The 26,772-nt window shown below is 66.4% G+C and carries 32 protein-coding genes; 21 read left to right on the top strand and 11 right to left on the bottom strand.

All coding sequences use genetic code 11. From position 1 onward, the window contains the following. Nucleotides 1-10: 10 nt before the first annotated feature. Nucleotides 11-874, bottom strand: a complete 864-nt coding sequence (locus tag BJF89_RS00685; protein ID WP_075811326.1) for a helix-turn-helix domain-containing protein — start codon at nt 872-874, stop codon at nt 11-13. A 26-nt stretch (nt 875-900) separates the two neighbouring features. Between BJF89_RS00685 and BJF89_RS00680 the strand changes: the two genes are divergently transcribed. Continuing rightward, the gene (locus BJF89_RS00680; RefSeq protein WP_075811324.1) at nt 901-1,293 is read left to right on the top strand and encodes a VOC family protein; all 393 of its coding nucleotides are present in this window, start codon (nt 901-903) and stop codon (nt 1,291-1,293) included. Nucleotides 1,294-1,298: 5 nt separating this feature from the next. On the opposite strand, the gene fdhD is transcribed toward BJF89_RS00680, so the two are convergent. The 6 genes from fdhD to purF all read right to left on the bottom strand — a co-directional run bounded on the left by fdhD (nt 1,299) and on the right by purF (nt 8,385). Further along, nucleotides 1,299-2,207: a formate dehydrogenase accessory sulfurtransferase FdhD gene (fdhD, locus tag BJF89_RS00675; RefSeq protein ID WP_075811322.1), complete on the bottom strand. Its 909-nt coding sequence runs from the start codon at nt 2,205-2,207 to the stop codon at nt 1,299-1,301. A gap of 25 nt (nt 2,208-2,232) precedes the next feature. Next, nucleotides 2,233-4,551, bottom strand: a complete 2,319-nt coding sequence (locus BJF89_RS00670) for an FdhF/YdeP family oxidoreductase (protein WP_075811320.1) — start codon at nt 4,549-4,551, stop codon at nt 2,233-2,235. Between the two features lie 132 nt (nt 4,552-4,683). Next, a complete protein-coding gene (locus tag BJF89_RS00665; protein ID WP_075811318.1) occupies nt 4,684-5,010 on the bottom strand; it encodes a DUF6457 domain-containing protein in 327 nt (108 codons plus the stop codon). Nucleotides 5,011-5,031: 21 nt separating this feature from the next. After that, on the bottom strand, nt 5,032-6,189 hold the full coding sequence (locus BJF89_RS00660) for a hemin ABC transporter substrate-binding protein (RefSeq protein ID WP_075811316.1): 1,158 nt from the start codon (nt 6,187-6,189) through the stop codon (nt 5,032-5,034). A 31-nt stretch (nt 6,190-6,220) separates the two neighbouring features. Then, entirely contained in the window at nt 6,221-6,874 is a 654-nt protein-coding gene (locus tag BJF89_RS00655; RefSeq protein ID WP_075811314.1) for a nucleosidase, read from the bottom strand. A gap of 17 nt (nt 6,875-6,891) precedes the next feature. Beyond that, nucleotides 6,892-8,385: an amidophosphoribosyltransferase gene (gene purF / locus BJF89_RS00650; protein ID WP_075811312.1), complete on the bottom strand. Its 1,494-nt coding sequence runs from the start codon at nt 8,383-8,385 to the stop codon at nt 6,892-6,894. Nucleotides 8,386-8,797: 412 nt separating this feature from the next. On the opposite strand from purF, the gene rpsH reads away from it, so the two are divergent. From rpsH to mgtE, 19 genes are all read left to right on the top strand, one after another. Continuing rightward, nucleotides 8,798-9,196, top strand: coding sequence for a 30S ribosomal protein S8 (gene rpsH / locus BJF89_RS00645; protein WP_075811310.1), 399 nt, complete (start codon nt 8,798-8,800; stop codon nt 9,194-9,196). Nucleotides 9,197-9,211: 15 nt separating this feature from the next. Next, entirely contained in the window at nt 9,212-9,748 is a 537-nt protein-coding gene (rplF, locus tag BJF89_RS00640; RefSeq protein WP_075811308.1) for a 50S ribosomal protein L6, read from the top strand. Between the two features lie 2 nt (nt 9,749-9,750). Next, nucleotides 9,751-10,155: a 50S ribosomal protein L18 gene (gene rplR, locus BJF89_RS00635; RefSeq protein ID WP_038546425.1), complete on the top strand. Its 405-nt coding sequence runs from the start codon at nt 9,751-9,753 to the stop codon at nt 10,153-10,155. Between the two features lie 40 nt (nt 10,156-10,195). Further along, complete coding sequence (rpsE, locus tag BJF89_RS00630; protein ID WP_038546428.1) at nt 10,196-10,846, top strand: 30S ribosomal protein S5; 651 nt, start codon at nt 10,196-10,198, stop codon at nt 10,844-10,846. A 5-nt stretch (nt 10,847-10,851) separates the two neighbouring features. Beyond that, nucleotides 10,852-11,037, top strand: a complete 186-nt coding sequence (gene rpmD / locus BJF89_RS00625) for a 50S ribosomal protein L30 (protein WP_038551242.1) — start codon at nt 10,852-10,854, stop codon at nt 11,035-11,037. Between the two features lie 2 nt (nt 11,038-11,039). Beyond that, nucleotides 11,040-11,498, top strand: coding sequence for a 50S ribosomal protein L15 (rplO, locus tag BJF89_RS00620; protein WP_075811306.1), 459 nt, complete (start codon nt 11,040-11,042; stop codon nt 11,496-11,498). A 576-nt stretch (nt 11,499-12,074) separates the two neighbouring features. Next, the gene (secY, locus tag BJF89_RS00615) at nt 12,075-13,406 is read left to right on the top strand and encodes a preprotein translocase subunit SecY (protein ID WP_075811304.1); all 1,332 of its coding nucleotides are present in this window, start codon (nt 12,075-12,077) and stop codon (nt 13,404-13,406) included. Further along, nucleotides 13,403-13,948, top strand: coding sequence for an adenylate kinase (locus BJF89_RS00610; protein WP_075811302.1), 546 nt, complete (start codon nt 13,403-13,405; stop codon nt 13,946-13,948). The genes secY and BJF89_RS00610 overlap by 4 nt, the downstream gene beginning before the upstream one ends. Nucleotides 13,949-13,997: 49 nt before the next feature. Continuing rightward, the gene (gene map, locus BJF89_RS00605) at nt 13,998-14,801 is read left to right on the top strand and encodes a type I methionyl aminopeptidase (RefSeq protein WP_075811300.1); all 804 of its coding nucleotides are present in this window, start codon (nt 13,998-14,000) and stop codon (nt 14,799-14,801) included. A gap of 217 nt (nt 14,802-15,018) precedes the next feature. Further along, on the top strand, nt 15,019-15,237 hold the full coding sequence (infA, locus tag BJF89_RS00600; protein ID WP_025251938.1) for a translation initiation factor IF-1: 219 nt from the start codon (nt 15,019-15,021) through the stop codon (nt 15,235-15,237). Between the two features lie 222 nt (nt 15,238-15,459). Next, nucleotides 15,460-15,828 (top strand): 30S ribosomal protein S13, encoded by a 369-nt coding sequence (gene rpsM / locus BJF89_RS00595; protein WP_075811298.1) that lies wholly within the window; start codon nt 15,460-15,462, stop codon nt 15,826-15,828. A 3-nt stretch (nt 15,829-15,831) separates the two neighbouring features. Then, nucleotides 15,832-16,236, top strand: coding sequence for a 30S ribosomal protein S11 (gene rpsK, locus BJF89_RS00590; protein ID WP_038546448.1), 405 nt, complete (start codon nt 15,832-15,834; stop codon nt 16,234-16,236). Nucleotides 16,237-16,257: 21 nt separating this feature from the next. Next, nucleotides 16,258-16,863, top strand: a complete 606-nt coding sequence (gene rpsD, locus BJF89_RS00585) for a 30S ribosomal protein S4 (protein ID WP_075811296.1) — start codon at nt 16,258-16,260, stop codon at nt 16,861-16,863. Between the two features lie 118 nt (nt 16,864-16,981). After that, nucleotides 16,982-17,995, top strand: coding sequence for a DNA-directed RNA polymerase subunit alpha (locus tag BJF89_RS00580; protein ID WP_038546454.1), 1,014 nt, complete (start codon nt 16,982-16,984; stop codon nt 17,993-17,995). A 105-nt stretch (nt 17,996-18,100) separates the two neighbouring features. After that, nucleotides 18,101-18,625: a 50S ribosomal protein L17 gene (rplQ, locus tag BJF89_RS00575; RefSeq protein ID WP_075811294.1), complete on the top strand. Its 525-nt coding sequence runs from the start codon at nt 18,101-18,103 to the stop codon at nt 18,623-18,625. A 175-nt stretch (nt 18,626-18,800) separates the two neighbouring features. Beyond that, nucleotides 18,801-19,415: a hypothetical protein gene (locus BJF89_RS00570; RefSeq protein WP_075811292.1), complete on the top strand. Its 615-nt coding sequence runs from the start codon at nt 18,801-18,803 to the stop codon at nt 19,413-19,415. Between the two features lie 11 nt (nt 19,416-19,426). Further along, the gene (locus tag BJF89_RS00565) at nt 19,427-19,627 is read left to right on the top strand and encodes a hypothetical protein (RefSeq protein WP_075811290.1); all 201 of its coding nucleotides are present in this window, start codon (nt 19,427-19,429) and stop codon (nt 19,625-19,627) included. Next, entirely contained in the window at nt 19,624-20,517 is an 894-nt protein-coding gene (gene truA, locus BJF89_RS00560) for a tRNA pseudouridine(38-40) synthase TruA (protein ID WP_075811288.1), read from the top strand. The genes BJF89_RS00565 and truA overlap by 4 nt, the downstream gene beginning before the upstream one ends. A gap of 285 nt (nt 20,518-20,802) precedes the next feature. Further along, nucleotides 20,803-22,161 (top strand): magnesium transporter, encoded by a 1,359-nt coding sequence (gene mgtE, locus BJF89_RS00555; RefSeq protein WP_075811286.1) that lies wholly within the window; start codon nt 20,803-20,805, stop codon nt 22,159-22,161. Here mgtE and BJF89_RS00550 read toward each other — a convergent pair. Then, entirely contained in the window at nt 22,130-23,122 is a 993-nt protein-coding gene (locus BJF89_RS00550; protein WP_075811284.1) for an arsenic resistance protein, read from the bottom strand. The two genes, mgtE and BJF89_RS00550, sit on opposite strands and share 32 nt — an antisense overlap. 57 nt (nt 23,123-23,179) lie before the next feature. Beyond that, nucleotides 23,180-24,001 carry a hypothetical protein gene (locus BJF89_RS00545; RefSeq protein WP_075811282.1) on the bottom strand — a complete coding sequence of 274 codons (822 nt, stop codon included), beginning with the start codon at nt 23,999-24,001 and terminating at the stop codon, nt 23,180-23,182. Nucleotides 24,002-24,142: 141 nt separating this feature from the next. Between BJF89_RS00545 and eccB the strand changes: the two genes are divergently transcribed. After that, entirely contained in the window at nt 24,143-25,327 is a 1,185-nt protein-coding gene (gene eccB / locus BJF89_RS00540) for a type VII secretion protein EccB (protein WP_075811280.1), read from the top strand. 76 nt (nt 25,328-25,403) lie between these two features. Here eccB and BJF89_RS00535 read toward each other — a convergent pair whose 3' ends face one another. Beyond that, entirely contained in the window at nt 25,404-26,519 is a 1,116-nt protein-coding gene (locus tag BJF89_RS00535) for a S8 family serine peptidase (protein WP_075811278.1), read from the bottom strand. Beyond that, nucleotides 26,516-26,743 (bottom strand): hypothetical protein, encoded by a 228-nt coding sequence (locus BJF89_RS18370; protein ID WP_139311819.1) that lies wholly within the window; start codon nt 26,741-26,743, stop codon nt 26,516-26,518. Before BJF89_RS18370 ends, BJF89_RS00535 begins: the two co-directional genes overlap by 4 nt. Nucleotides 26,744-26,772: the final 29 nt, after the last annotated feature.

The following is a 26,772-nucleotide window of genomic DNA, read 5'->3' as shown; positions in this document are numbered from 1 at the left end:
CCCACGGTGTCTACTCCAGCGCCGTTCCCGCCCGGTCACCTGCGACATACCTGGCCGGGGAGACGCCGACAAAGGACGTGAACTCGCGGGTGAAGTGGGACTGGTCGTAGAAACCGAGTTCAAGCGCGGTGTCGGCCATGGACACTCCCGCGTCGCCGTCGAGCCGGACCACCGCGTCATGCAGACGGCACCGGGTGACGACCTTCTTCGGTGACAGTCCGATCCAGCGGTCGAAGAGGCGTTGCAGTGCGCGAACACCCAGACCGTGACGGGCGGCAAGCTGGTCCACCCTCGTCACCCGACTGTCGCGGGCATCATCCAGGACGGTCTGCGCGAGCCGGCAGTCGGCTGAGACAGTGCCGGGGAGGTGAGGCAGCAGCGCCCTCCTGATGTCGGCGGGTTGGACGTCATCCCCGACGGTCGCTGCCTCACCGGCAGCGAGCCGGAATCCCGAGACCAGACTTTCCGGGAGAAGGCAGTCTGCCGGCACCGTCCGGTCTGCCAGCGTGGAGGCAGGGACACCGGACACCGCGGTGAAGGCGCCCGGCCGGAACTTGACGCCGACGACGTGGCCGGTGGACAGCAGGTCGACGTCGAACCGCCGACCCGGGACGCCGGTCACGACCACCTGGGCCTCGGAGCCGGGACGTCCCGAGTTCTCCTCGAAGGTGAGGTTCACCGAGAACTGGGGTACGAGCGAGCCCACCAGCATCTGAGGAAGGTTCCAGGTGACGGCCCAGAAGGTCTCGACCACGTCGGAGAGTTCGGGCCCCGGCGCCGCGAGAAGACGGGTGACGGTACGGTCGAATGAGTGACGGTGAAGAATCACCCCGCCGGGAGTCGCGGCAGGTGTCGCATTCGTCCAAGACGGCATCGCCACGCACCTCCTAGCGTGAAGGCATGGACACAGACAACGTTAATGCAACCGTCGCCATGGTGACGGTCGACTGCTCAGATCCCGTCGTCGAGGCCAGCTTCTGGGCGGACTTCCTGTCCGGGGACATCGCCGCCGCCACAGAGGACTACAGCATGGTCGTCTGGGCGGATGAGCCGGGACGCCCGGCACTCGGCTTCGGGCGGGTCGACGACTTCGAACCTCCGGCCTGGCCTAATGAGCACGGTTCCAAGCAGTTCCACCTCGACCTGGCCGTCAATGACATTGCCGCGGCGGAGTCCCGGGCCGTGGAACTCGGTGCCTGCCGGGCTGATCCGCAGCCCGGTGAGACCTGGGTCGTGCTCCTGGACCCCGCCGGCCATCCGTTCTGCCTCACCGACGCGAAGAACTGGGGCTGACCCGGTCAGGACGCCAGCTCCCCGCTGTGGAGGTTGAACCGGTCATCCCTGGTGAAGCCGGTGAGCAGTAGGCCGGCTTCCCGCGCGGTGTTCACCGCCAACGACGTCGCCGCGGATACGGCGATGAGCCCGGAGAACCCGGCCAACACGGCTTTCTGCACCAGCTCGAAGGACGCCCGGCTGCTGACGACAAGGTAGGCGGGCACATCGGGGTCGGACCCCCGCAGCCGGACGTCGCCCGGCAGACGGTCGTCCATCAGCAGCGCGCCGATGACCTTGTCGACGGCGTTGTGCCGCCCGACGTCCTCCCTGACGAGCAGGGGACGCCCGTCGGCGGTGAAGGCTCCGGCAGCGTGGATACCGCCGGTCTTCCGGAACGCCTTCTGGCCCTCCGACAGACGCTGCGGCATCGACACGACCAGTTCGGCAGTCGGGTGTTCGGGCGTCAGCGTGTATCGCTTCTCCTTCACCAGGTCGTCGATGCTGGTGGTCCCGCACACGCCGCAGGCGGAGGTCGTTGTACCGAGCGTGCGCAGAGGAAGCTCCGGAAGTCCCGGAAGCTCCGGAAGCTCCGGCAGCTCGGGGACCGCTGATCTCGGCGCAGGCCGCAGCGCGATGTCCAGCGTGTTGTAGGTGTTGGCGTTGTCGGGCCCGACGGCTCCGGCGCAGAAGCGTGCGGTGACCACGTCCTCCACGGAGGTGATCACCCCTTCGGCGTGGAGCAGTCCGTGGGCGAGTTCGACGTCGTGCCCGGGGGTGCGCATCGTGGTGGTCAGGTCGGTTCCGTCCACTCTGATCTGCAGCGGCTCCTCCACGGCGAGAGTGTCGGCGCGCGTGTCGTACTCGTTCCCGCCGTCCCGTCCGGTGCCGAGGCGGACTTTCGTGACGCGCGCGTTCTCGGTCAACCTACCCATGGATCATCACAGTGAAGCAGCGTACTCACTTCTCCGAGTCGGGCAACGGCGGCATGTCCTCGGCCCGGCGCCCGGTCGGTTCCAGGCGCACCGGCGTGGACTTCGACACCGGCGTGTTGGACTTCTCGGCGGCGTGGTCCAGGGGAATCACCACGTTGGCCTCGGGGAAGTAGGTGGTGCAGCCGCCGCGGGAGTGGGAGTACTCCACCACGCGGAAGTCGGGGGCACGACGCTGCCCGTCGGACCAGTCGGAGACGATGTCGACCATGTCGCCGTCACGCAGTCCGAGGTCACGCAGGTCGTCGGCGCCGACGAGGACGACCCGCCGTCCTCCGCGGATGCCGCGGTAACGGTCGTCCATGCCGTAGACGGTGGAGTTGTACTGGTCGTGGGTGCGCACGGTGTTCATCATCAGCTCACGGTCGCGGAGCCTCACGGTGTCCGGCTGGTTGACGGTCAGGTGCGCCTTGCCGTCGGGGGTGGTGAAGCGGCGCTCGCGCGGGCCGTTGGGCAGGTAGAAGCCGCCGGGGTGCTCGAGGCGTTCGTTGTAGTTCTCGAAGCCGGGGATCGTCGCGGCGATGTGGTCGCGCAACACGGCGTAGTCGTCGATCATCGGCTGCCAGAAGTCGTCGCCGAAGGTTTCGCGGCCGACGGAGCAGATGATGTCGATCTCGCTCTTCAGGTTCTCCTTCCGGTTCGCCCGACGCTTACCGGTGGAGGCGTGGACCTTTCCGACGGAGTCCTCGACGGTCACCGACTGGCGTCCGGACTTCTGCAGGTCCAGGTCGGTGCGGGAGCGCACCGGCAGGATGAGCGACTTCTCACCCGGCCACGCATGGGAGCCGTTCGGCTTCGTCGACAGATGGACGGTCAGCTCGTTCGACGCCATGCCCTGCTCGGCGACGGCGGTGTCCGACGTGACGCGCACGAGGTTGCCACCCAGGGACATGAAGAAACGGTTGTGCCCGTCGCGCATGGAGCGCAGGGCATCGACAGTGTCATGGCCGTGTTCGCGGGGGACGGGGAAGCCGAAGTGGTTCTCGACGGAGGTCAGGAAGCTGTCGGGGGACTTCTCCCAGATACCCATCGTCCGGTTGCCCTGCACGTTGGAGTGCCCGCGCAGTGGGGCGGTGCCGGCGCCGGGCTTGCCGATGTTGCCGGTGAGCAGGAGTGTGTTCGTCATCTCCTGGATGGTGGCGACGGCGTTCTTGTGCTGGGTGACCCCGAGGGTCCAGCTGATGATCATGGTGTCGGCGCGGACGATCTCGTCGACGGTCGCCAGGACCTGCCTGCGCGGGATGCCGTGGGCGGCGGCGAGTTCGTCGTCGTCCAGGTCGCGCAGGTGCGCGGTGAGGTCGTCGTAGCCGGTGGTGAACTGTTCGATGAAGGCGTGGTCGACGGCGTCGCGTCGGACGAGCTCCTTGTTGATCGCCAGGAAGAGCGCCCGGTCACCGTCGAGCCGGACCTGCAGGTAGTCGTCGGCGAGCTTCTCGGTCCGGCCGAGGTAGGTCATCGGGTCCTGCGGCTCGCGGAAGGCCATCAGCCCTGTCTCGGGGATGGGGTTGACCGCGAGGATGCGTCCACCGTTCTCCTTGAGCCGGGTGAAGGCGGTCAGGGCACGCGGATGGTTGGTCCCCGGGTTCTGGCCGACGGAGATCAACAGGTCGGTGGAGTGGATGTCGTTCATCGTCACCGAGCCCTTGCCCAGGCCCACCATGGCGGTCAGTGCGGAGCCGGTGGACTCGTGGCACATGTTCGAGCAGTCGGGCAGGTTGTTGGTTCCCATACGTCGGGCCAGCAGCTGGAAGACGTAGGCGGCCTCGTTGGACGCCTTACCGGAGGTGTAGAACACCGCCTCCTCCGGGCTCGTGCGGTGCAGCTGGTCGGCGATGATGCCGAAGGCGTCGTCCCAGGTGACGGGACGGTAGTGGCCGTCGCCGGTGCTCCGGTCGTAGAGCATCGGCTCGGTGATGCGGCCGACCTTGCCGAGCCAGTGGTCGGTCTTCTCCCGCAGCTGCTCGACGGTGTACTGCGCCCAGAAGTCCGGACCGGCCTTCTTCGGGGTGGTTTCCTCGGCGACGGCCTTGGCGCCGTTCTCGCAGAACTCCACGACGTTGAGGTCGGCCTGGTCTGGTTCGGGCCAGGCGCAGCCGGGGCAGTCGAAGCCCTTGTGCTTGTTGATGGTCAGCAGTGACGGCACGGCGTTGTTCGGTGCGGCGTGCTGCATCGAGTGCAGGATCGCGGGCACGCCGGCAGCAGCATGTTCACGTTCGCTGACCTTGGGGTGGTCGAACCGGTTGGCGACCGGGTTCACCTGGCTGGGGGACTCGTGCAGGCTGGTCATGATGTCCAGCGTATGCCGCCCAGGTCCACCGGTCACCTCACCGGGCCGGCCCACTCTCGGAGGGGACGTGCGAACCCGCAGGTTGTGACGGCGGTCATACGGCCCCACCGTAAGACCGTCCGGAGATACCGGTCAGTTCTTCCCGAGGGCGAGGTCGGTGACACCCGTGATCCGGGCTCCGGCGGCGGCGGAATAGTTGTCTGCGGAGGGGTTTCCTTCCGCGCTGCCGGACGCTGCATGTCCCGCGGCGAGGCCGACGAGGAAAGCCGTCACCGGTGCGGCCGGACGGGAGCGGTTGTGTGCGACGGCCGAGGTCAGGTCGAGGATGCCCTTGATGTTCGTCCGCACCACCTCCTCCGGCAACCCGAGTTCGGAGGCCACTTGGTCGAGCCAGGCGTGGGCGCTCAGCATTTCTTCGGGGGAGCCTTTTGCCGGGGAGCCTTCTGCAGGAGTGTTCATGTCTCCGACGCTACCCGGCGTCTATTCGCCGTCACCACCGTAGAGGGCAGCCGCGGCCGTGAGCAGCATCTCGCCGGACTGTGGACCGAAGCTCAACGACTGACTGTCCGGAATGGCCAGGACCCGTTCGTTCTTGCCTGCCGTGGTCTGGGCGATACCTGGCTTGGCGAGCAGTCCGTCCAACCCTCCGGTGGAGTCCAGTCCAGCGGACATCATGACCAGTACATCGGGGTTCAGGTCCGCCAGCGATTCGGCATTGGCGGGCGAGGCCTGGCCGATGCCCTCCTCCTTGGCGGCGTCGACACCGCCGAGCGCTTCGATGAGGTCGTCGGTGCCGTCGTCCGGCCCGAGGATGTAGAACACGCCACCGTCACCGCGGGCGTACAGGAAGGCCATGCGCAGTGGATCGCCGGGGACGGCGTCTCCGGCGGCACCACGGATGGCTTCGACGGCGCGCGAGATCTCGGCGTCGGCGCGCTCGCCCAGCCGCTCCCCGTTCTCCGCAAGACCGACGATGCCGGCGATGGTGTCGATGTCGCTGCTGACTGTGTCGATCGTGTGCTCCGGGTTGATCTTGACCACAGGAACTCCGGCGTCCCTCAGCTGGTTGAGGGCGTCGCCGGGGCCGATGCTGTCGTCGACGATCACCAGTGACGGGTCGAGGTTCAGCACGGCCTCGGCATTGATGGAGTGCCCGCCCTGGGTGACCACCGGAAGGTCCTGCAGGCTCGGCTCGGTCGACGACACGGTGCGGCCCACGATACTGTCGCGGAGCCCCAGGCCGGCGAGTGTCCGTGAGATCGTCCCGTAGATGTCCAGGGGGATGATGCGCGAGATGTCGTCGACGGTGACGTCCCGGCCGTCGGCATCCGTCAGGTCGACGGGAAGATCTGCGTCATCGGCGGTTCGACCGTCGACCGGGGTGACGTCGCCGACCGTCTCGGCGTGGGAGACCCCGTGAGTGTCGTGGGCGTCCGGCAGGCCGTCGTCCACCAGCCGGTTGAACGTGTCGAGGGCGGTGTCGAAGGAGGTCTCCTCCGCCTGTGCGGTCTGCCCGGAGTCGTTGTCGGCACCGATGCCGCAGGCGGCGAGCGAGCCGGTCACCAGCACAGCTGCGGTGACGGTGGCGCCGACGGCAGCGAGGGCACGGCGCAGGGAGGAGGGTCGACGCGTGGGCATGGCACGAAATTAGCACACGCTTACCCGGGGGTCAGCGGGCCGGGGGAGGGGGACCGCCGAGCGCATGGCGCGAATGTGCAGCGAGTTCGCGGGCGAGTGCGGGCATCTCACGGTGCCACGACGTCCCCGCGGCATCGTCTGCGGCGTCGCTGACGATCTTGGCCAGCTGCACGGGGACGCCGAACCACTGGGCCACCGTCGCGACGGCATAGCCCTCCATGTCGACCAGGTCTGCGTCCTGGGCCAACCGGTCACGGACCGTGCCGTCCTCGACGAACACGTCACCGGTGGCGAGGGTGAGTCCCGTCGGAGGATCGGGACGGTCCGTCGCGAGGTCGATCGGCGGGTACTCGTCCCTGCCCGTCAACGCGGCGACACCGGCGTGGGAGAAATCGTGGAGTACGACGCGCTCGATGCGGTGGACCCCGGTGAGTCCCGGACGCAGAGCACCGGCCGTGCCGACGTTGATGATCGCGCTCGGCAGGCCACCGGCACGCAGGTAGCGGTGCAGACAGTCGGTCAACGCGAGCGTGGCGTTGAGGCGGCCTATACCGGTCAAGAGGACCGGGGCGTCCTCATCCATGTCGGCGGCCTCGGCCGCGACGGCGACGACGATGAGCGGCTGGCCGGGAACCACCCGGCCCTGGAACCGACCGTGGAACCGGTCCTGGAAGAGTTCGAGCATGGGGTCCAATCTACCGCTCAGGAGACCTGGTTGTCGCGGACCCACTCCAGGTATTCCCCGGTGACGGTGCCGGTGACGTACCGGCCGTCGAAACAGCTCATGTCGAGACCGTCGAGCTGTGCGTCCGTCTGTCCGTCGAGGATCGCGCCCTCGAGATCCTCGACCTTCTGGTAGACGAGGTGGTCGGCGCCGAGCACCTTGCAGACCTCGGGGACGGACCGGCCGGCGGCGACGAGTTCATCGCGGTCGGGGATGTTGATCCCGTAGACGTGCGGGTGCCGGATCGGGGGAGCGGCCGAGGCGAAGCTGACCTTCCGGGCCCCGGCCGCACGGGCCATGGCGATGATCTCGAAGCTGGTCGTGCCGCGAACGATGGAGTCGTCGATGAGCAGCACGTGCTTACCGGCGAACTCAGAGGACATGGCGTTGAGCTTCTGCCGGACGCTCTTCTTGCGCACCGCCTGCCCCGGCATGATGAACGTCCGACCCACGTAGCGGTTCTTGAAGAACCCCTCGCGGTAGGGGAGGTCGAGGACACGGGCGACCTCCATCGCCGCCGGACGTGCCGAATCGGGGATCGGCATGACGACGTCCACGTCGTCGGTGGGGACGTGCTCGGCGATGGTCTTCGCCAGCCGTGCGCCCATCCGCAGGCGGGAATCGTAGACACTGATGCCGTTCATCACCGAGTCGGGACGCGCCAGGTAGACGTACTCGAAGGAGCAGGGTTCCAGGCGGGCGTCGGCGACGCACTGGCGTGAATGCAGGGTGCCGTCCGTGGTGATGAACACTGCTTCGCCCGGGGCGATCTCGCGCTCGAGTTCGTAGTCGGCGTTCTCCAGTACCAGTGACTCACTGGCCACGACCCATTCGTCGTGCCCGCCCACCGCATGGGAGCCGCCCGTGGCGGTCGGCCGGCGACGCCCCAGGACCAGCGGACGGATCCCGTTGGGGTCGCGGAAGGCCAGCAGGCCGTGGTGGGCGATCAGTGAGATCACGCCGTAGGCGCCTTCGATCCGGCCCATCGTCGCCGTGACGGCGTCGAAGATGCCGTCGGCGTTGAGGTCGTCCGGGCCGGTGGTGGACTGCAGTTCGTGGGCCAGGACGTTCAACAGCAGTTCCGTGTCGCTGGAGGTGTTGAGGTGCCGGCGGTCGCGGTGCCGCATCTCGGTGGTCAGCTCACGGGTGTTGGTCAGGTTGCCGTTGTGCACCAGGGTGATGCCGTAGGGCGAGTTGACGTAGAAGGGCTGTGACTCCTGCTCGTTTGACGCGGCACCGCGGGTCACGTAGCGCACGTGACCCAGACCGGCGGTGCCGAGCAGTGACCGCATGTCACGGGTACGGAAGGATTCGCGCACCATGCCGCGGGCGCGGAAGAGGTGCATGTGTCCCCCCTCTTCGGCGGTCGCCATGCCCGTCGAATCCTGCCCGCGATGCTGCAGGAGCAGTAGAGCGTCGTAAATGTCCTGGTTGACCGGCTGGTTTCCCACCATGCCGACGATGCCGCACATTGCGCTGAGGTGTCCTCACTGTGTCCCGGAAGATGGATGCAGGTGTAGAGCCTACGCCCATAGTTGACCACAACAACGATCGGGCAGGCGGACCGGGCGTGCGACAGGTTGCCGTATCACCCGGATCGCCACACGGTTTTGCCTTTGTTTCCCCTGGTTGGTAACGTGAACGGGTCTCGCTGTGGGGTTACCCGTGTCCGGTACGGACTACGCCGCGCCGCCGCAGCATGTCGAGACTCCTGAACATGAACCACTTTGTCGCAGGCCCACCGCCTATTGCGGCCGCGCGGAACACAAGGCAGCGAGCAAGCCGGACTACTGAGTCCGGGGAGCGTCGAGTTGCCGGACACAAATGCGCGGTGACGCCCGGGTGGACGGGGAACCGTGACGAGAAAGGCTAGAGGTCACTTCCATGACCATGACTGACCCCATCGCGGACATGCTGTCCCGCGTGAGGAACGCGTCCAACGCGTACCACGACAGCGTCTCGATGCCGTCCTCGAAGATCAAGGCCAACATCGCCGAGATCCTCAAGTCCGAGGGCTACATCGCCGACTACGCCGTCGAGGACGCCTCGACCGGCAAGAAGCTCACCCTGGAACTGAAGTACAGCACGTCCCGCGAGCGTTCGATCGCAGGGCTGCGTCGCGTGTCCAAGCCGGGCCTGCGCGTGTACGCCAAGTCCACCAACCTCCCGAAGGTCCTCGGCGGCCTGGGCGTGGCGATCATCTCCACCTCCCACGGCCTGCTGACCGACCGTCAGGCGACCGAGAAGGGCGTGGGTGGGGAAGTCCTCGCCTACGTCTGGTAGAAGGAGGACGAAGCAATGTCACGAATCGGTAAGAACCCCGTGGTCCTTCCCTCCGGCGTCACCGTCACCATCGACGGCCAGAACGTCGAGGTCAAGGGCCCCAAGGGTACTCTCTCGCAGGTCATCCCGGCACCCATCTCCGTTGCCCAGGAGGACAACGAGCTCGTGGTGAGCCGTCCGGACGACCACCGCAAGAACCGCTCCCTGCACGGCCTGTCCCGCTCTCTCGTCAACAACATGGTTGTCGGCGTGACCGAGGGCTACACCACCAAGATGGAAATCTTCGGTGTCGGCTACCGCGTCCAGGCCAAGGGCAGCAACCTCGAGTTCGCCCTCGGCTACTCCCACCCGGTCCTCATCGAGGCTCCGGAGGGAATCACCTTCGCGGTCGACGGAAACACCAAGTTCTCCATCACCGGTATCGATAAGCAGCAGGTCGGACAGATCGCCGCCAATATCCGTCGTCTCCGTAAGGACGACCCCTACAAGGGCAAGGGTATCCGCTACGCGGGCGAGCAGATCCGTCGCAAGGTCGGAAAGACGGGTAAGTAGAGATGGCACAGAGTACTGCAACCAGCAAGCGTCTCCCGGTGGGCAAGGACATCTCCACCCGCCGCCGCGTCGCACGCGCACGTCGTCACTACCGTCTGCGCAAGAACATCTCCGGCACCCCCGAGACCCCGCGTCTCGTGGTGCACCGCACCTCACGTCACATGCACGTCCAGGTCATCGACGACACCAAGGGCCACACCCTGGCCGCTGCGTCGACGATCGAGCCCGACGTCCGTGCACTGGACGGTGACAAGAAGGACCGTGGCGCTCGCGTCGGTCAGCTGATCGCCGAGCGCGCCAAGGCTGCCGGTGTCGAGACCGTGGTCTTCGACCGTGGTGGCTACCAGTACCACGGCCGGGTCGCCGCCCTGGCTGACGCCGCCCGTGAAGGTGGTCTGAAGTTCTAATGCGCAACGACAACATTTTCACCGACGGAAGGACTGCGTGATGTCGGAACGTGATCGTAACGGCGGACGCACCGCCGACAGTAACAACAAGGACAACCGGGACAACCGGGGCCGTGGCAACAACGGTGGTCGTGACGACCGCCGCGGTGGCCGTCGTGACCAGCAGGACGAGCGCTCGCAGTACCTCGAGCGCGTCGTGACCATCAACCGCGTCTCCAAGGTCGTGAAGGGTGGTCGTCGCTTCAGCTTCACCGCCCTCGTGATCGTCGGTGACGGCCAGGGCATGGTCGGTGTCGGCTACGGCAAGGCCAAGGAAGTTCCCGCCGCGATCCAGAAGGGTGCCGAGGAAGCTCGCAAGAACTTCTTCCGCGTCCCGATGATCGCCGGCACCATCACCCACGAGGTCCAGGGCGAAGCTGCCGCTGGCGTCGTGTGGATGAAGCCTGCTGCGCCGGGTACCGGTGTCATCGCCGGCGGCGCCGCCCGCCCCGTGCTCGAGTGCGCCGGCGTGCAGGACGTCCTGTCGAAGTCCCTGGGCTCCGACAACGCCATCAACGTCGTCCACGCCACCGTGGACGCACTCAAGCAGCTGGTCCGCCCCGAAGAGGTCGCCGCCCGTCGTGGCAAGTCCCTCGAAGAGGTCACCCCGGCGCCGATGCTGCGCGCCCGCGCTGCAGGACAGGGAGCGTGATTGAGATGGCACTGAAGATCACCCAGCTCAAGGGCACTGTCGGAACCATTCCTAAGCAGCGGAACTCGCTGCGCTCGCTTGGCCTGAAGCGTATCGGCCAGTCGGTCATCCGTGAGGACGGTCCCATCGTCCGCGGTCAGATCAACACCGTGCGCCACCTGGTCCAGGTCGAGGAAGTAGCAGGGGAGTAACAATGAGCGAACCCATCAAGCTGCACGACCTCCGGCCGTCCAAGGGTGCCAACACCGCCAAGACCCGCGTCGGTCGTGGTGAGGCATCCAAGGGCAAGACCGCCGGTCGTGGTACCAAGGGCACCAAGGCCCGCAAGCAGGTTTCAGCCGCCTTCGAGGGTGGCCAGATGCCGCTGCACATGCGTCTGCCGAAGCTCAAGGGCTTCAAGAACCCGGCGAAGGTCGTCTTCCAGGTCGTCAACGTTTCTGACCTGGCCAAGGCCTTCCCCAAGGGTGGCGACGTGACCGTGGCGGACATCGTGTCCGCCGGCCTGGTCCGCGTGAACCAGCCCGTGAAGGTCCTGGGCGACGGCGAGATCTCCGTGGCACTCAACGTGACCGTGGACAAGTTCTCCCGCTCCGCCAAGGAGAAGATCGAGGCAGCAGGCGGCAGCGTCGCCACCGTCTCCGAGGCCTCCTAGCCGGACCTCCGTCGTACACTGAGCCCGTGAGTGTGCGGCTCGCAGAGCCCCCGGTCCCACTGATCCTCAGTGGGGGCCGGGGGTTTCGCGTATGTGCGCGGCAGACGCGGCGATGCACGGGACGGAGGGCGGAGGTGGCAGAGATGACGGTCGAGTGGCAGAGGTACGGGTCGATTCGAGTACCGGAAACGACCGTCGCCTCTGCCACGGTGCCAGTTGCTCTGCCAGTTGCTCTGTCAGTTGCTCTGCCACTGCTCTGTCACGTCCACGCTGCGTGTGCGGGAGGCGGCGCGGCTGCCGTGACGCCCCTGTGCCGCCCGGTCCGGCCACGCCGTGATCGCCGATGACGTCCTGCGACCGGTTCCGAGTCCGCGTAGTTGGTCACGGAAGTGTAACCTTCCATGCGACCCCTGCTATTCTTGTGCAGTTGTCTGTCCCCCGCAGGCTGCGCCCCTCTGACACCGGGCGCCACCGGCAGGGGATTCAGTGACCGAACACTTACCCCAAGTAGAAACCTTCGGCGGCCCGCCCCGGGAGTGGTACTCCCGACAGTGACTGCCGAGCCAGGAGGCAAACGTGACCGCCTTGCTCTCGGCGTTCCGGGATGCTGATCTGCGCAAGAAGATATTCTTCACTCTTGCGATGATCATCCTCTACCGGATCGGAGCACAGATCCCGACCCCCGGTGTCGACTACGCGGAAGTCACCTCGCAGGTCCGTTCGCTGACCGAGGACGGCTCGAACAGCATGTACACGCTGATCAACCTGTTCTCCGGTGGCGCCTTACTCCAGCTGTCGGTATTCGCGATCGGCATCATGCCGTACATCACCGCGTCGATCATCGTCCAGCTGCTGACCGTGGTGATCCCCCGCTTCGAACAGTTGAAGAAGGAGGGGCAGTCCGGCCAGGCGAAGATGACGGAGTACACCAGGTACCTGACGGTCGCCCTGGCTCTGCTGCAGTCCGCCGGCATCGTCGCTCTGGCCGACCGCCAGCAGCTGCTGGGGGCGAACGTCCGGGTACTGCACGAGGACGTCGGCATCTTCGGTCTGGTCACCATGGTCACCATCATGACCGCCGGCGCCGTGCTCGTGATGTGGTTCGGTGAGCTGATCACGGACCGGGGCGTCGGCAACGGTATGTCGTTGCTGATCTTCGCCGGTATCGCCACCCAGCTCCCCGCCCAGGGGATGCAGATCCTGCGCAGCTCCGGTGGTTTCGTCTTCGCCGGCGTCATCGTCGCCGTTCTGCTCCTGGTGGTCGCGGTCATCTTCATCGAGCAGGGCCAGCGGCGCATTCCGGTGCAGTACGCCAAGCGTATGGTCGGACGTCGCCAGTACGGCGAGACGTCGACCTACCTGCCGCTCAAGGTCAACCAGGCCGGCGTGATCCCGGTGATCTTCGCGTCCTCGATCCTCACGGTTCCGATCCTCATCACCCAGATCATCCAGTCCGGTGACGCCGGGCAGGAGGACAACTGGTGGAACCGTAACGTGATGACGATGCTCTCGAACCCGTCGAGCTGGCCCTACATCCTGATCTTCGCGTTGCTGATCATCTTCTTCTCGTACTTCTACGTGTCGATCCAGTACGACCCGAACGACCAGGCCGACAACATGAAGAAGTACGGTGGATTCATCCCGGGCATCCGTCCGGGTCGACCGACCTCCGAGTACCTCTGGTACGTCATGACCCGGCTGCTGCTCGTCGGTTCGGTGTATCTCGCCGTTATCGCCGTTCTCCCGAACATGGCGATTACGATGGGACTCGCCTCTGACGGCGCGGCCTCAAGTCTGGGCGCGTTCGGTGGTACCGCTATCCTGATTATGGTCTCGGTTGCTCTGACCACGGTCAAGCAGATCGAGTCCCAGCTCATGCAAGCCAACTACGAAGGATTCCTCAAATGAGACTCGTTCTCCTCGGCCCCCCCGGTGCAGGTAAGGGCACGCAGGCCGCCATCCTCGCCGACTCGCTGGGCGTGCCGCACATCTCCACGGGTGATCTCTTCCGCGAGAACATCTCCAAGGAGACCGACCTGGGCCGCCAGGCACAGGAGTACATGGACGCCGGCAAGCTCGTTCCGACCTCCGTCACCGCCGACATGGTCAGCAAGCGTCTCGACCAGAAGGACGCCGCCGACGGCTTCCTGCTGGACGGCTTCCCGCGCACGGTCGAGCAGGCCGAGATCCTCTCTGAGATCCTCGGGCGCAAGGGCACCGCACTGAACAACGTGCTCAACTACCAGGTCTCCGAGGACGTCGTGGTCGAGCGCATGCTCGCCCGCGGACGCAGCGATGACACGGAAGACACGATCCGTACCCGTCTGCAGGTCTACCGGGACGAAACCGCCCCGCTGATCGACTACTACGCGGACATCATCATCAACGTCGACGCCGAGGGCACGGTGGAGGACATCTCGTCCTCGACGCTCGACGCCCTGGATCGGTAACGAGTCCGGTGACGGGCCGGCACCTCACGAACGCACTGATGGGTAGTTGATGGGTTTCCGTAGGAAGAGCAAGATCATCAGGGGGAAGACCCCGGGTGAACTCGACGCGATGCAGGCGGCGGGCGAGATCGTGGGACGCGCACTGCAGGCGGCCCGCGCTGCAGCGGCGGCCGGTGTCAGCACGCTGGACCTGGACGCTGTCGCCGAGGAGACGATCCGTGCCGCTGGCGCCGTACCGACGTTCAAGGGGTACGGCGGTTTCCCGGGCAGTATCTGTTCCTCGGTCAACGACATGATCGTCCATGGAATCCCTGACTCAGCGACCGTCCTCAAGGACGGCGACCTGGTGTCGATCGACTGTGGTGCGACGTTGGACGGCTGGGTGGGCGACTCCGCCTGGACGTTCGCCGTCGGGGGTGACGAGACGCTCACGCCCGAGGCCCTGAAGTTGAACCAGGCCACCGAGTGGGTCCTGTACGAGGGGATGAAGGCCATGGTCCCGGGGAACCGGTTGACCGACGTCTCATGGGCGCTCGAGGAAGCCACTGAACGGGCGGAGGAGAAGTTCGGGGTGTCCCTGTACATCGTCGACGGCTACGGTGGTCACGGCATCGGCCACGAGATGCATGAGGACCCGTACCTGGCCAACGAAGGTGCGCCGGGGAAGGGACCGCATATCGAGGCAGGCAGCACGTTGGCCATTGAGCCGATGCTCGCCCTCGGTACGGTCGACTCCTATGTGCTGGATGACGACTGGGGAGTCAAGACCCTGGACGGCTCGCCTGCGTCGCACTGGGAGCACACCGTGGCAGCCACCGCCGACGGCCCCCGGATCCTCACTCCCCGGTACTGACGGTCACGGGGACTTCTTCCGTTCCACGCCCGGACACGGATGCGCACGGCCCTGGTCGTGACAAATGCGCTTGCATTTGTCATGTCCAGGGCCGATGCCGTATCGTGAACCGTTGGTGTGGACACGTGGGCACTGCGAGACCGCAGACCGTCCGGCACACCATCGAGACCAGACCTAAAGGTCCGTCGTCAGTGGCGGGCCGGGAAAAGTGGAGGATATGGCTAAAGAAGGCGCCATCGAGGTTGAGGGCAAGATCATCGAGCCCCTGCCGAACGCGATGTTCCGCGTTGAGCTGGACAACGGGCACAAGGTGCTCGCTCACATCTCCGGCAAGATGCGTCAGCACTACATCCGTATTCTCCCCGAGGACCGGGTCGTCGTGGAGTTGTCTCCCTACGACCTGACCCGTGGCCGGATCGTCTACCGCTACAAGTAGACAGTTCGACTGCCCCAGCGCTGGTCGCACAGTCATTCAGCCTCCACACATCCAGCCGGTGGCCCGATGAACCTCGTCCGAAGGTTCGCGGGTACCGGACAACCACCTTCGGCCGCGGCGGCTGAAGCCCGCCGTCCTGTCCCTGCCCTCCGTGGCAGGGGGGACGGAAGTACGGGACGTGTGTGGAGAAAACCGCCGCAGAAATCCGGAAGGAACTGCCATATGGCACGCCTTGCTGGTGTTGACCTCCCGCGCGACAAGCGCATGGAGGTTGCACTCACCTACATCTACGGCATCGGCCCCGCCCGTGCCGCCGAGCTGCTGGAGAAGACCGGCATCTCTCCCGACCTGCGGTCCAAGGACCTCACGGACGAGCACGTCTCCACTCTGAGGGACGCGATCGAGAGCACCTGGAAGGTCGAGGGCGATCTTCGCCGCGAGGTCCAGGCTGACATCCGTCGCAAGATCGAGATCGGTTGCTACCAGGGCATCCGCCACCGTCGTGGCCTGCCTGTGCGCGGTCAGCGCACCAAGACCAATGCTCGTACGCGTAAGGGCCCGAAGAAGACGATCGCAGGAAAGAAGAAGTAGTCTATGCCTCCCAAAGCACGCTCCGGCGCGCGCCGTACCGGCCGTCGCGTCGTAAAGAAGAATGTGGCGCACGGCGCCGCATACATCAAGTCCACCTTCAACAACACCATCGTGTCCATCACGGACCCGAAGGGTGCTGTCATCTCCTGGGCCTCCTCGGGACACGTCGGCTTCAAGGGCTCCCGTAAGTCCACGCCGTTCGCCGCCCAGATGGCCGCCGAGTCCGCCGCACGTAAGGCGATGGAGCACGGCATGAAGAAGGTCGACGTTTTCGTCAAGGGCCCGGGCTCCGGCCGCGAGACCGCCATCCGTTCCCTGTCCACCGCCGGCCTCGAGGTCGGCACGATCTCCGACGTGACCCCCCAGCCGCACAACGGCTGCCGTCCGCCGAAGCGTCGTCGCGTCTAGAAGAAAGGATAGGGATACCACATGGCTCGCTATACCGGATCCGCCACCCGTAAGTCCCGTCGTCTCCGCGTCGACCTCGTCGGCGGGGACCGCTCCTTCGAGCGCCGCCCGTACCCCCCGGGACAGGCCGGTCGTACCCGCATCAAGGAGTCGGAGTACCTGACCCAGCTGCAGGAGAAGCAGAAGGCACGCTTCACCTACGGTGTCATGGAGAAGCAGTTCCGCCGCTACTACGCAGAGGCCAACCGTCGTCCCGGCAAGACCGGTGACAACCTGGTCATCCTGCTGGAGTCCCGGCTGGACAACGTCGTCTACCGTGCAGGCCTGGCCCGCACCCGTCGACAGGCACGTCAGCTCGTCTCCCACGGTCACTTCACCGTGAACGGCAAGAACATCAACGTGCCGTCCTTCCAGGTCTCCCAGTACGACATCATCGACGTCCGGGACCGTTCCCGCTCGATGCTGTGGTTCGAGGAGGCCCAGGAGTTCCTGGTCGACGCCGTCGTCCCGGCCTGGCTCCAGGTTGTGCCGTCCTCCCTGCGCATTCTCGTGCACCAGCTGCCCGAGCGCGCCCAGATCGACGTGCCGCTGCAGGAGCAGCTCATCGTCGAGTTCTACTCCAAGTAGGACGTTCGGTCGCACCACCCCCGTCCATCACCGCAGACGCGGTCGGTGGCGGTTCCCGTCAAGATCAGTTGTTCATCTCTACGGCGTCAAATAGCGGTCGCCACCAAGGAGAAGCAAGATGCTCATTTCACAGCGCCCGGCGTTGAGCGAAGAGTTCGTCAGCCCCGCCCGTTCCCGGTTCGTCATCGAGCCGCTGGAGCCCGGTTTCGGCTACACCCTCGGAAACTCACTGCGCCGCACCCTGCTGTCGTCCATCCCGGGCGCAGCGGTCACCTCCATCCGGATCGAGGGTGTGCTCCACGAGTTCACCACCATCCCCGGTGTCAAGGAGGATGTCTCCGACATCATCCTGAACATCAAGTCCCTGGTCCTGTCCTCGGACTCCGATGAGCCGGTCACGATGTACATCCGTAAGGAAGGCGCCGGAGAGGTCACCGGGGCAGACGTCGTCGCCCCGACCGGCGTGGAGGTCCACAACCCGGACCTGCACATCGCCACCCTCAATGAGCAGGGCAAGATCGACATCGAGCTCGTCGTCGAGCGCGGTCGCGGATACGTCCCGGCCGCCCCCACCACCGGTGAGATCGGCCGCATCCCGGTCGACCAGATCTACTCCCCGGTGCTGAAGGTCAGCTACAAGGTCGAGGCGACCCGTGTCGAACAGCGCACGGACTTCGACAAGCTGGTCATCGACGTCGAGACCAAGAACTCCATCACCGCCCGTGACGCCATGGCGTCCGCTGGCAAGACCCTGGTGGAGCTGTTCGGTCTGGCCCAGGAACTCAACCTGGCTGCTGAAGGTATCGAGATCGGCCCGTCCCCGATGGAGACCGAGCACATCGCCGCCTACAGCACCCCGATCGAGGACCTCGACTTCTCCGTGCGTTCGTACAACTGCCTGAAGCGCGAGGACATCCACACCGTCGGCGAGCTCGCCGGCCGGACCGAGTCCGACCTGCTGGATATCCGCAACTTCGGCCAGAAGTCCATCAACGAGGTGAAGGTCAAGCTCGCTGAGCTGGGCCTGGGTCTCAAGGACGCACCCGAGGGCTTCGACATCAACGACATCGAGGGCTACGACCCGGAGTCCGGCGAGTTCGTCGACACCGAGGGCGAAGACATCGCCGAGTAGTCACTTCGTAGGGAATCGCCGTCGGCTGTGCTGAGTGGGACATCCGGTGGTTCACCGACACCGCGCTTGACTCAGTCTGACTAAAGAAACACACGAGGAGAAGTTATGCCTACCCCGAAGAAGGGTGCCCGCCTCGGCGGATCTGCTTCCCACCAGAAGAAGATCCTCGCCAACCTGGCAGCTCAGCTCATTGAGCACGGCGCCATCAAGACCACGGACGCGAAGGCCAAGGTCCTGCGCCCGTACGTCGAGAAGATCATCACCAAGGCGAAGAAGGGTACTGTCGCCGACCGTCGTAACGTGCTGAAGCTCATCACGGACAAGGAGGTCGTCGCCTACCTGTTCAACGAGCTCGCGCCGAAGTTCGAGGGCCGCAACGGTGGTTACACCCGCATCATCAAGCTCGAGAACCGTAAGGGTGACAATGCTCCGATGAGCCAGATCTCCCTGGTCCTCGAGGAGCTCGCCTCCGCCGAGGCGACCCGTGCGACCCGCGCCGCCGCATCCAAGGCTGCTGACGAGGCCGTCGAGGACGCCCCGGTTGTCGAGGCCGACGAGGCCACCGACGCCGCTGCCGCCGACGAGGCAGCAGAGGTCGAGGCTGCTGAGGAGTCCTCCGAGGAGAAGTAGTTCTCCCGGTAGGTCGCTCTCTGCGGTACCTGACGACGCCCGCCGCCACCGTTGTGCACGGTGCGGCGGGCGTCGCCGTATCCGGAGGAGAGGCCACGGGTGGTGCGGTCGTCGTTCCGGTCTGGGCCGCGACATGCTCACGGGCGCGGGACCCGACTTGGTAGAGTCATGCCTTGTGTTGACCTACCGACTTGCCGGCGTACTGCTGTTCCTCAGCGGTCTTGTCACAGGTTTCGGGCACATCGTCGCCCTAATGAGCTGGCGGGGGTTGTATTCGTTCACCGACAACCGCATCAGCGACTTCACCGTCACTGAGTGTCAGGTCCTGCGCGACAATCTCGGCACCAGGTACGTCTGCAACCCGTCCTACCTGATCACCAACGCGTCCTACACTGCGGGGGCCTTCATCATCGTCGTGGCCGCCGGTGTGATGTGGATGGCGGCGGGCCGGGAAGGTCAACGTTCGGTGAGGATTCCGGCGGTGCTCATCGCGGGTGCGGGTGCTGTGTCGATGTTGGCGGGTCTGTTCCCCTACAACGTGTCGCCGGCGATCCACGACCTGTCGATGCTGGTCTACGCGATCCTCATGTGGTCGTTCATGGCGTTCCTCACCGGCGTGGGGACCGCACGCTCTGTGGGGGGACGTGGCCCGCACCCGTTGATCTACGGTGCGTACCTGCTGATCACCCGCCTGATGCTCACCGCGTCGGTGGTCGGGATGCTGGCCCTGCTGTTGCTGGGGCCCCGGGCCTCCCGGGGGCCTACGAGAGGCTCGCCTTCGACACCCTGACGGTGTGGCTGATGGTCATCGGCGTCTGCATGTACTCACTGGGAGGAGCGGCGGACCAGGAGAGCAGGCGGGTCGCCGACATGGAGGCTGCGGGCGTGGCCGGTATGGACGTCGGCCCAACGCCCCGTCGTTACCCGGGTTTCCACGGTGCCCTGTCACCGGGATGGGGACGTCGTCGAAACCAGGGTGACCGGAAGGAGAGCGGGGAATGACGGATACGGTACGCGTCCGGCTGGATGTGGCCTACGACGGCACGGACTTCCACGGGTGGGCCCGCCAGAAAGGTCCGCAGGAAGGCCTGCGCACCGTGGCCGGTGTACTGGAGGACGCGTTGTCACTGGTTGTCCGGGAACCGGTGGAGCTCGTGGTCGCGGGACGAACCGATGCCGGTGTCCACGCGAACGGCCAGGTGGCCCACGTGGACATTCCGGACACTGCATTCCGGCAACGCTCACTGGATCGACCGGAGGCCCTCGTTCGACGGCTGTCACGCATACTGCCGGAGGATATCCGCCTGCACGGGGCCACTGCCGCACCCACGGGGTTCGACGCCCGGTTCTCCGCACTGTCACGCCGTTACCTCTACCGTGTGACCACGGCACCGGCCGGTCCACTGCCGCTCCGGGTCCGTGACACGGCGACCTGGCGGCACGAGGTCGACCTCGGAACTGTCCAGTCTGCGTCCGACGTTCTCGTCGGGCTCCACGATTTCGCCGCCTTCTGCCGCTACCGGCCGAATGCGACGACCGTGCGTGAACTTCAGGAGTTCAGCTGGCGGGACATCTCGACGCCCACGGAACCGTCGACCTACGAGGCGACGGTGGTGGCAGACGCCTTCTGCTGGTCGATGGTACGTTCCCTCGTCGGTGCGGTGCTGACGGTGGGGGAGGGACGACGGGACAGGAGCTTCACCGGTGACCTGCTGAAGGAGCGGTCACGTAGTTCGGCGGTCCCCGTCGCCCCTGCCTGCGGACTGAATCTCGTGTCCGTGCAGTATCCTGCGGACGCGGACTTGGCGGCCCGCGTCGCCGTCACCCGGGACCGGCGGGGTCCCGTCGGGCAGCCGCCTGAGTCCGGGGGCGACAGCGGTCGTCGGCTTTGAGCCAGAAGGACTTCTGTGGCACGGTAGTCGCGGACCGAGACAACCCGAGACAACCCGTAACGACCCGGGGCACCCCGAGGTGTGACCCGACAGACAGGGAAGGCAGGTGAGGAATCGTGAACAGTGACAGTTCCCCTGACAGACATTGCAGTCATTGCAGTCATTGCAACGCGCCTTCCTTGCAGTACGGATGGTTGATCTGACCTGACCCGAGCCGTGTGCACGCGTGGGCGCGACACCCCGCCACGATGTGAGAGACACACGGTAACCCGGTTAGGACCCAGCATGAACACACAGCAGATCATCGACGCGATCGATCTCACCGACACCGTCGAGGAGCTGGTGGAGGCCAAGAACTTCACCGGCATCGTCGACACTGTCACACCGCTGTCCGCTGAACAGGTCACGGCGCTCCTGGAGCGTCTGCCGATCGAACAGCGGGCCCTCGTCTACCGGCTGTTGCCCAAGGACAACGCTATCGAGGTCTTCGAGCGCTTCTCGCCCGCCCTCCAGCGCGACCTGATCCAGGGGCTCAGGGACGGTGAGGTGGCCACGATCTTCAGCGACCTCGACCCGGACGACCGGGTGTGGCTGCTCGACGAACTCCCTGCCGCGTTGGCCCCGCGGCTGCTCCACGGGCTGTCCACGAAGGACCGGCAACTGACCTCGGAGGTGCTCGGGTACCCGAAAGGATCCGCCGGTCGGCGTATGACCCCCGAGTACGTCTCCACCCGGGTCGACGCCACAGTGGGACAGGCTCTTCAGCGGGTCCATGCCCAGCTCGATGACGCAGAGACCGTGTACACCCTCCCGGTCCTGGACGGCAGCCGGCACCTGACCGGTGTCGTCAGCCTCCGTGACCTGCTGCGTTCTGATCCTGAGGTCGGAATCTCGGAGATCATGCAGGACGTCAGCGCCATGACCGCGTACGAGACGGCGGAGGCCGCGGCCCGGCGCTGCGCCGAACTCGGATTCCTCGCACTGCCTATCGTTGATCGGGAAGACCGCCTCGTCGGCATGCTCACCATCGACGATGCGGCAAGGATCCTGGAGCACGAGGAGACCGAGGACGCGGCACGTCAGGGTGGTGTGGAACCGTTGCGTCGTCCGTACCTCGCCACGCCTGTGCGTTCGCTGGTGAGCTCGCGCATCATCTGGCTCCTGGTGCTCGCCATCGGCGCGACGCTGACCGTCCAGGTGCTGTCGGTGTTTGAGGCGACACTGGAGCAGGTCACGGTGCTCGCCCTGTTCATGCCCCTGATGATCGGCACCGGCGGCAACACCGGCAACCAGGCAGCCACGACCGTGACCCGTGCACTGGCGTTGGGTGACGTGCGGCCCAAGGACGTGTGGAAGGTGCTTCTCCGCGAACTTGGTGTGGGGATGTCGTTGGGGGCACTCCTCGGGCTGCTCGGTGGTGTGGTCACCACCGTCATCTACGATCCGTCCGTGGGCCTGATCATCGGGCTGACTCTTCTGGCGGTCTGCACGATGGCCGCGACCATCGGCGGCATCATGCCGATGATCGCCCGTGCGCTCCGGGCGGATCCCGCGGTGTTCTCCAACCCCTTCATCAGCACCTTCGTCGACGCGGCAGGCCTGATCGTCTACTTCATGATCGCCCAGGCCGTCCTGCACCTCTGACGGGAGCAGGGTCCGGAAGCAGGAGTGGCACCACCCGGACCAGGATCACCATGACCACCAGTTCGACCAGTGTCTGGGTGACGACCACCGCCGGTGCCAGCGCGTACCCCGCCGGCAGGGCAAGCACCAACGGCAGCACCACCAGTGAGTTCCGTGTCACCCCGGTGAACACCACCGCACGTCGCCCCGGTGCATCCGTCCGCGCGCCACGCCCGGCGACCCACCCTACCGCCGTCATCGCCAGGGCGAACGCCACGTAGACGGGCACCACCCGGATCAGTGTCGACCACTGCCGGTTCACCTCGGCGATCTGCGAAGCGACAACCACGGCGAGGGTGAGCATCATCAGCGGGACCATGGCCCCACCCACCGCGGCCCGGACCCTACGGCCCGTCTGACCCGGGACGGCCTGGGTCAGTCCGGCGGCGCACAACGGCAGCAGTATCAGCACCACGAACGCCTCGACGAAGGGTGCGGCGTCAAATTCCGCGACCACGTCCTCCCCGAGCAGGACCCACAGGAAGACCGGGAGGAGCACCATCTGTGCCAGCATCAGGAAAGGGGCCGCGGCCAGCAACCTGTCGGCGGCCCCGCCGGCCAAACCGGTGAACACGATGACATAGTCGATGCACGGTGTGAGCAGGACGAACAATGCCCCGACCAGCAGGACGTCGTCACCGGACACGGGCCTGGTCACCAGCCACGCCACCAGGGGTGCCAGTACGAAGTTCACCACGGCGACGGTGGCCAGGAACCTCTTGTCCCGCAGCGTCGCCAGTGCGCCCCGGAGCGGGATTCCCAGGAATGTCGCGTAGAGCAGCAGCGTGAGCACCGGATTCACCGCGGACGCAAAACCTCTGTCCGCACGGGGGAGTGCGGTACCGACCACGCCTCCGACCAGGAGAGCGCCGAGATACAGGGCAATCTGATGCCGCTCCATCCACGCCACGAAGTTATCCATTGCCGTCAGCGTAGCTGACCGTGGGAACAGTCCCCGTGCTCCCCGTGCTCCCCCCAGTCACGTCCGCAGCGGTAACGGGGTGATGCCCACCGTCGTCCCGCCGCTCCTCACCGTTCCGGCGGTCAGATCGACGACGACGTCCGGTAGGCATCCCTCTTCCAGGTCGCCGTCGGTGTCGACCACCACCCGGCAGAGCTGTGGATGCCAGGCAGCCTCCCATCCGGCGATCGTCGTGGACAGTATGACGTCCTCACCGACCACCCGTCCTGACGGCGGAATGGTCAGGGACACCACCTCGGCGGTGGCGCCCCGCAACAGTGTCGTGGTTCCCGGTGGTAGGTACAGGACGACGGGCTCGCCGTAGGCGTCCGTTCCGATGACCCACCCCGGTAACGTGGTCACCTGCAGCGGGCTCCGGACATCCTCGGCGGGCGTACGGACGCGGGCTCCGACAGGCAGACCGTCCAGCCGTGACGCCAGCAGGCCACACCCTGTGGCGGCCCATCGCATCCGGTCGGCCACCTCCTCCGGAACACCGACCAGGCAGTGCGAGGACATGCGGAGCAGGGAGGCCATCCCGGCGTAGGAACGCTCCACCGTGGAGGTCGCACGCGGTGCCGGGGCACTTGCCGTCACCAGCTCATCATCACCGCCGCCCATACGCAGGCCTTCGACCAGGCGGTGGCGTACCGGCTGGTCCAGCACCACTGGTGCCACGGCGGGTGCCTCGGCGGCGTCGTGCTGCGGGGCCCTCCACAGCCGCGGGTGCGGCACATGCACCCGGAACCACGCCAGTGGCTGGTCGCCACCGCCACCATGCACCTGCCGGTGGTACCGGCGTACGGCTGAGACCACCCCTGCACGCACAGACGTCCCCATGTTGTCCCCCTTGTCTCGTTGTCCACATCGTCCACACTTCCCCCCACGATCACCTCGTGATCTCCCTCCGTCGGCGGCAGGGTGAGGTATCATCCGCAAGCATAGGCACAGTGTGCCGGGGGAACAACAGGGGGATTCTCTATGAGGACTACAGGCCTGCAGGTGTCGGGCTACGCATTTCTGCTGCGCCGGACGGAACTGGCGCTGGTCACCGGTGACGCGCGCATGGCGCAGGATCCACTTCGCACCCAACGCCGGGCGACCGGCGTCGGCGTTCTGCTGACGCTGCTCGTCACGGGTGGGATGCTGCTGGTGGCGATGCTGCGTCCGCAGCCCGCCATCGACGACGCGGGCCTCGTGGCCGATGAATCCGGTACATTGCATGTCCGGGTCGGCGAGGCTTTCCACCCGGTGACCAACGTCGCTTCGGGTCGGCTGCTGCTCGGGGCCGCCGACGACGTCACGCGGTCGACCTCCGACCAGCTGGGGCGCTTCGACACGGGGCCTGCCCTCGGTATCCCGGACGCTCCGGGACTGGTGCCGGCCCCGGAGTCGTCCTGGGCCCGGTGTGCACACGGTGTTGTCGCGACATCCTCTCTCCCGGATGTCGGACCGGTGGTGCTGGATGCTCCGTCGGGGCTGTGGCTGGCTGTCGACGGCAGGAGGCTCCTGCTGTCCGACGGGCCTGTCCTGGCCAGGGCCCTCGGGGCGACGCCGGTACCCGTCCCCGACGACGTCCTCGGTGTCCTGGACCGGGGGCCGGACGTGGCCCTGACATCGTTGCGACACACGGTGCACACCGGTGACCGGGTCTTCCTCACCGGAGAGGACGGTGTCGCGGAGGTCACCGGCGCACGGCGTGCCATCGCCGAGGCACTCGCACCACCACCGGCCAACGACAGCCTGCCCACCCTGTTGTCCCAGCCGGAAGTCACCGGTACTGCCGCACTCGCCCACGTGCCCGTCGACCTGGACCTGGCGGGTGGTACGGAACTGGGAGAGGTGTGCATCGGCGAGCATGTCGTGGCTGCCGGGGACCTGGAGGCCACCGGAGCCGGGCTGCCGACACCGGATGTTCATTTCGTCGGTCCGCGGGGAACCTCCACCGTCCTCACGGAACGAGGATTCATCCTGGTCAGTGAGACGGGTGTGCGGTATTCGGTGACTGCAGTAGAGGACCTCCACGTCCTCGGGCTTCTCGGTGAGGACGAGGGGGCAGGCGAGCCGACCATGGTGGCGTTCAGGGTGGTGGAGGCGCTGCCAGACGGAGGCGTGCTGTCGGAGGAGCGGGCGAGCCGGACCCTGGCAGGTGTGGCAGGGCACTGAATGGCTGAAGGGCTGAATGACATGACGCGGAGGTCTGCAGGGCCACACTCACCGGTCGTAACGGGCCCGGTGAGGCCTATTTGCGGAATCGCAGTATGACACCGGTGAAGAGAGCGATCAGGACGGTCCCCGCGAGGAGAAGCGGAATGCGGAGGTCCCGGGGAGGGGAGACGGGCCGCGACACGCTCACTTCCGTCGGGACCTCGTACCGCGTCGGTTGCGGTCCGTCCGTCCTGTTCACGCCCGCATCCGAGCCTGCATCCATGGCTGCACCGACCGCGCGCGCCGGCGAAACTACCGGTACCACCCCCTGGTCTGCGGTGGCGATCAGCAGTGAGCGGACCTGGGCCGCAGAGAACTCCGGGCGTACCTGCCACACCAGGGCGGCGGCACCGGCGACGACAGGGGCGGCGAAACTCGTTCCGGTGAACGGGGCCGGGTCATCGACGATGGTCCTGTTCTGCAGGTCTCCCGTGTTCTCGACGACGGCGGAGACCGGTCCGCCGGGTGCGTAGAGGTCGACCCAACTGCCGGGAACGGAGTAGTCGGCGGGGCGGCGTCCGGCGTTGAGGTCGTCGGTGTGCCGGGCATCGATCCCACCGACGGTGAGTACTTCCGGGAGCGCCGCGGGATAGGGCACCTGCCCGTCCTGGCACTGCCCGGCGTTTCCCGCGGCGGCAATGAGCAGGAGCCCGGCATCTTCTGCGGCGGCGACTGAGGTGCGGAGCTCGGCGGTGTCGTCACAGGCGATGACGGAGATGTTCACGATCCTGACCCCGTGGTCCGCGGCGGTGGCGCGTGCGCGGTCGAGTGCGGTGACCAGGTCAGCGACCGTGGTGTCGTGGTCGCCGTCCCCCTGACGGACCGACACGATCCGGCTGGCGGGCGCGACGGTGCGTAGCGTGCCTGCGACGGCGGTACCGTGCAACAGACAACTGTCCCGGTCCCCGGGTCGGTCGGCGACGACGCCCGGGGCGGATGCACCGGTGTCGACAACCGCGACACCGACGTCGCGACCGGTCGACAGATCGTGGGGGAGGTCCACGTCCAGGGGAATCGCGTCACCGAACACCGGTCGGTCGCAGCGGGGCCGGGAACCGGACGACGGGACCGGCACCGTGGACAACAACAGCATGGTGAGCAGCACTGCTCCGGCAGTGCGTTTCCCCGGCGTCTTCCGGTCCCCGGTCATCCGATACCCCTCACGACGTCGAAGATTCCTGTCGTCGTGATCAGCAGCGGTACACAGGTGGTGAATGCAAGCGTCTCGAGGATGTCGAGGACCCGCCCAGCCAGGGGCGAGGTGACCCGTACGGCAGGGAGGGCGGTGGGAGCCAACGCCACCAGCATCCAGGGTGACGGAAGATGGAGAGCGACCCAGAGCACGAGCAGGGTGGCGGTGAGTGTCACGGTCACGGCATGGACCGGACGGGTCGCCCGGGCGG

This window comes from Corynebacterium sp. CNJ-954, assembly GCF_001942345.1.
In the GTDB taxonomy this organism is placed as follows: Bacteria; Actinomycetota; Actinomycetes; order Mycobacteriales; family Mycobacteriaceae; genus Corynebacterium.
The sequence above is the reverse complement of the archived record's forward strand: the minus strand, read 5'-3'. Positions and strand labels throughout refer to the sequence as shown.

Bases quoted from the DNA above. Each gene is read 5' to 3' on its own strand.
- BJF89_RS00685 (WP_075811326.1), bottom strand. From the start codon at position 874: ATGCCGTCTTGGACGAATGCGACACCTGCCGCGACTCCCGGCGGGGTG.
- BJF89_RS00680 (WP_075811324.1), top strand. From the start codon at position 901: ATGGACACAGACAACGTTAATGCAACCGTCGCCATGGTGACGGTCGAC.
- fdhD (WP_075811322.1), bottom strand. From the start codon at position 2,207: ATGGGTAGGTTGACCGAGAACGCGCGCGTCACGAAAGTCCGCCTCGGC.
- BJF89_RS00670 (WP_075811320.1), bottom strand. From the start codon at position 4,551: ATGACCAGCCTGCACGAGTCCCCCAGCCAGGTGAACCCGGTCGCCAAC.
- BJF89_RS00665 (WP_075811318.1), bottom strand. From the start codon at position 5,010: ATGAACACTCCTGCAGAAGGCTCCCCGGCAAAAGGCTCCCCCGAAGAA.
- BJF89_RS00660 (WP_075811316.1), bottom strand. From the start codon at position 6,189: ATGCCCACGCGTCGACCCTCCTCCCTGCGCCGTGCCCTCGCTGCCGTC.
- BJF89_RS00655 (WP_075811314.1), bottom strand. From the start codon at position 6,874: ATGCTCGAACTCTTCCAGGACCGGTTCCACGGTCGGTTCCAGGGCCGG.
- purF (WP_075811312.1), bottom strand. From the start codon at position 8,385: ATGTGCGGCATCGTCGGCATGGTGGGAAACCAGCCGGTCAACCAGGAC.
- rpsH (WP_075811310.1), top strand. From the start codon at position 8,798: ATGACCATGACTGACCCCATCGCGGACATGCTGTCCCGCGTGAGGAAC.
- rplF (WP_075811308.1), top strand. From the start codon at position 9,212: ATGTCACGAATCGGTAAGAACCCCGTGGTCCTTCCCTCCGGCGTCACC.
- rplR (WP_038546425.1), top strand. From the start codon at position 9,751: ATGGCACAGAGTACTGCAACCAGCAAGCGTCTCCCGGTGGGCAAGGAC.
- rpsE (WP_038546428.1), top strand. From the start codon at position 10,196: ATGTCGGAACGTGATCGTAACGGCGGACGCACCGCCGACAGTAACAAC.
- rpmD (WP_038551242.1), top strand. From the start codon at position 10,852: ATGGCACTGAAGATCACCCAGCTCAAGGGCACTGTCGGAACCATTCCT.
- rplO (WP_075811306.1), top strand. From the start codon at position 11,040: ATGAGCGAACCCATCAAGCTGCACGACCTCCGGCCGTCCAAGGGTGCC.
- BJF89_RS00610 (WP_075811302.1), top strand. From the start codon at position 13,403: ATGAGACTCGTTCTCCTCGGCCCCCCCGGTGCAGGTAAGGGCACGCAG.
- map (WP_075811300.1), top strand. From the start codon at position 13,998: ATGGGTTTCCGTAGGAAGAGCAAGATCATCAGGGGGAAGACCCCGGGT.
- infA (WP_025251938.1), top strand. From the start codon at position 15,019: ATGGCTAAAGAAGGCGCCATCGAGGTTGAGGGCAAGATCATCGAGCCC.
- rpsM (WP_075811298.1), top strand. From the start codon at position 15,460: ATGGCACGCCTTGCTGGTGTTGACCTCCCGCGCGACAAGCGCATGGAG.
- rpsK (WP_038546448.1), top strand. From the start codon at position 15,832: ATGCCTCCCAAAGCACGCTCCGGCGCGCGCCGTACCGGCCGTCGCGTC.
- rpsD (WP_075811296.1), top strand. From the start codon at position 16,258: ATGGCTCGCTATACCGGATCCGCCACCCGTAAGTCCCGTCGTCTCCGC.
- BJF89_RS00580 (WP_038546454.1), top strand. From the start codon at position 16,982: ATGCTCATTTCACAGCGCCCGGCGTTGAGCGAAGAGTTCGTCAGCCCC.
- rplQ (WP_075811294.1), top strand. From the start codon at position 18,101: ATGCCTACCCCGAAGAAGGGTGCCCGCCTCGGCGGATCTGCTTCCCAC.
- BJF89_RS00565 (WP_075811290.1), top strand. From the start codon at position 19,427: ATGGTCATCGGCGTCTGCATGTACTCACTGGGAGGAGCGGCGGACCAG.
- truA (WP_075811288.1), top strand. From the start codon at position 19,624: ATGACGGATACGGTACGCGTCCGGCTGGATGTGGCCTACGACGGCACG.
- mgtE (WP_075811286.1), top strand. From the start codon at position 20,803: ATGAACACACAGCAGATCATCGACGCGATCGATCTCACCGACACCGTC.
- BJF89_RS00550 (WP_075811284.1), bottom strand. From the start codon at position 23,122: ATGGATAACTTCGTGGCGTGGATGGAGCGGCATCAGATTGCCCTGTAT.
- BJF89_RS00545 (WP_075811282.1), bottom strand. From the start codon at position 24,001: ATGGGGACGTCTGTGCGTGCAGGGGTGGTCTCAGCCGTACGCCGGTAC.
- eccB (WP_075811280.1), top strand. From the start codon at position 24,143: ATGAGGACTACAGGCCTGCAGGTGTCGGGCTACGCATTTCTGCTGCGC.
- BJF89_RS00535 (WP_075811278.1), bottom strand. From the start codon at position 26,519: ATGACCGGGGACCGGAAGACGCCGGGGAAACGCACTGCCGGAGCAGTG.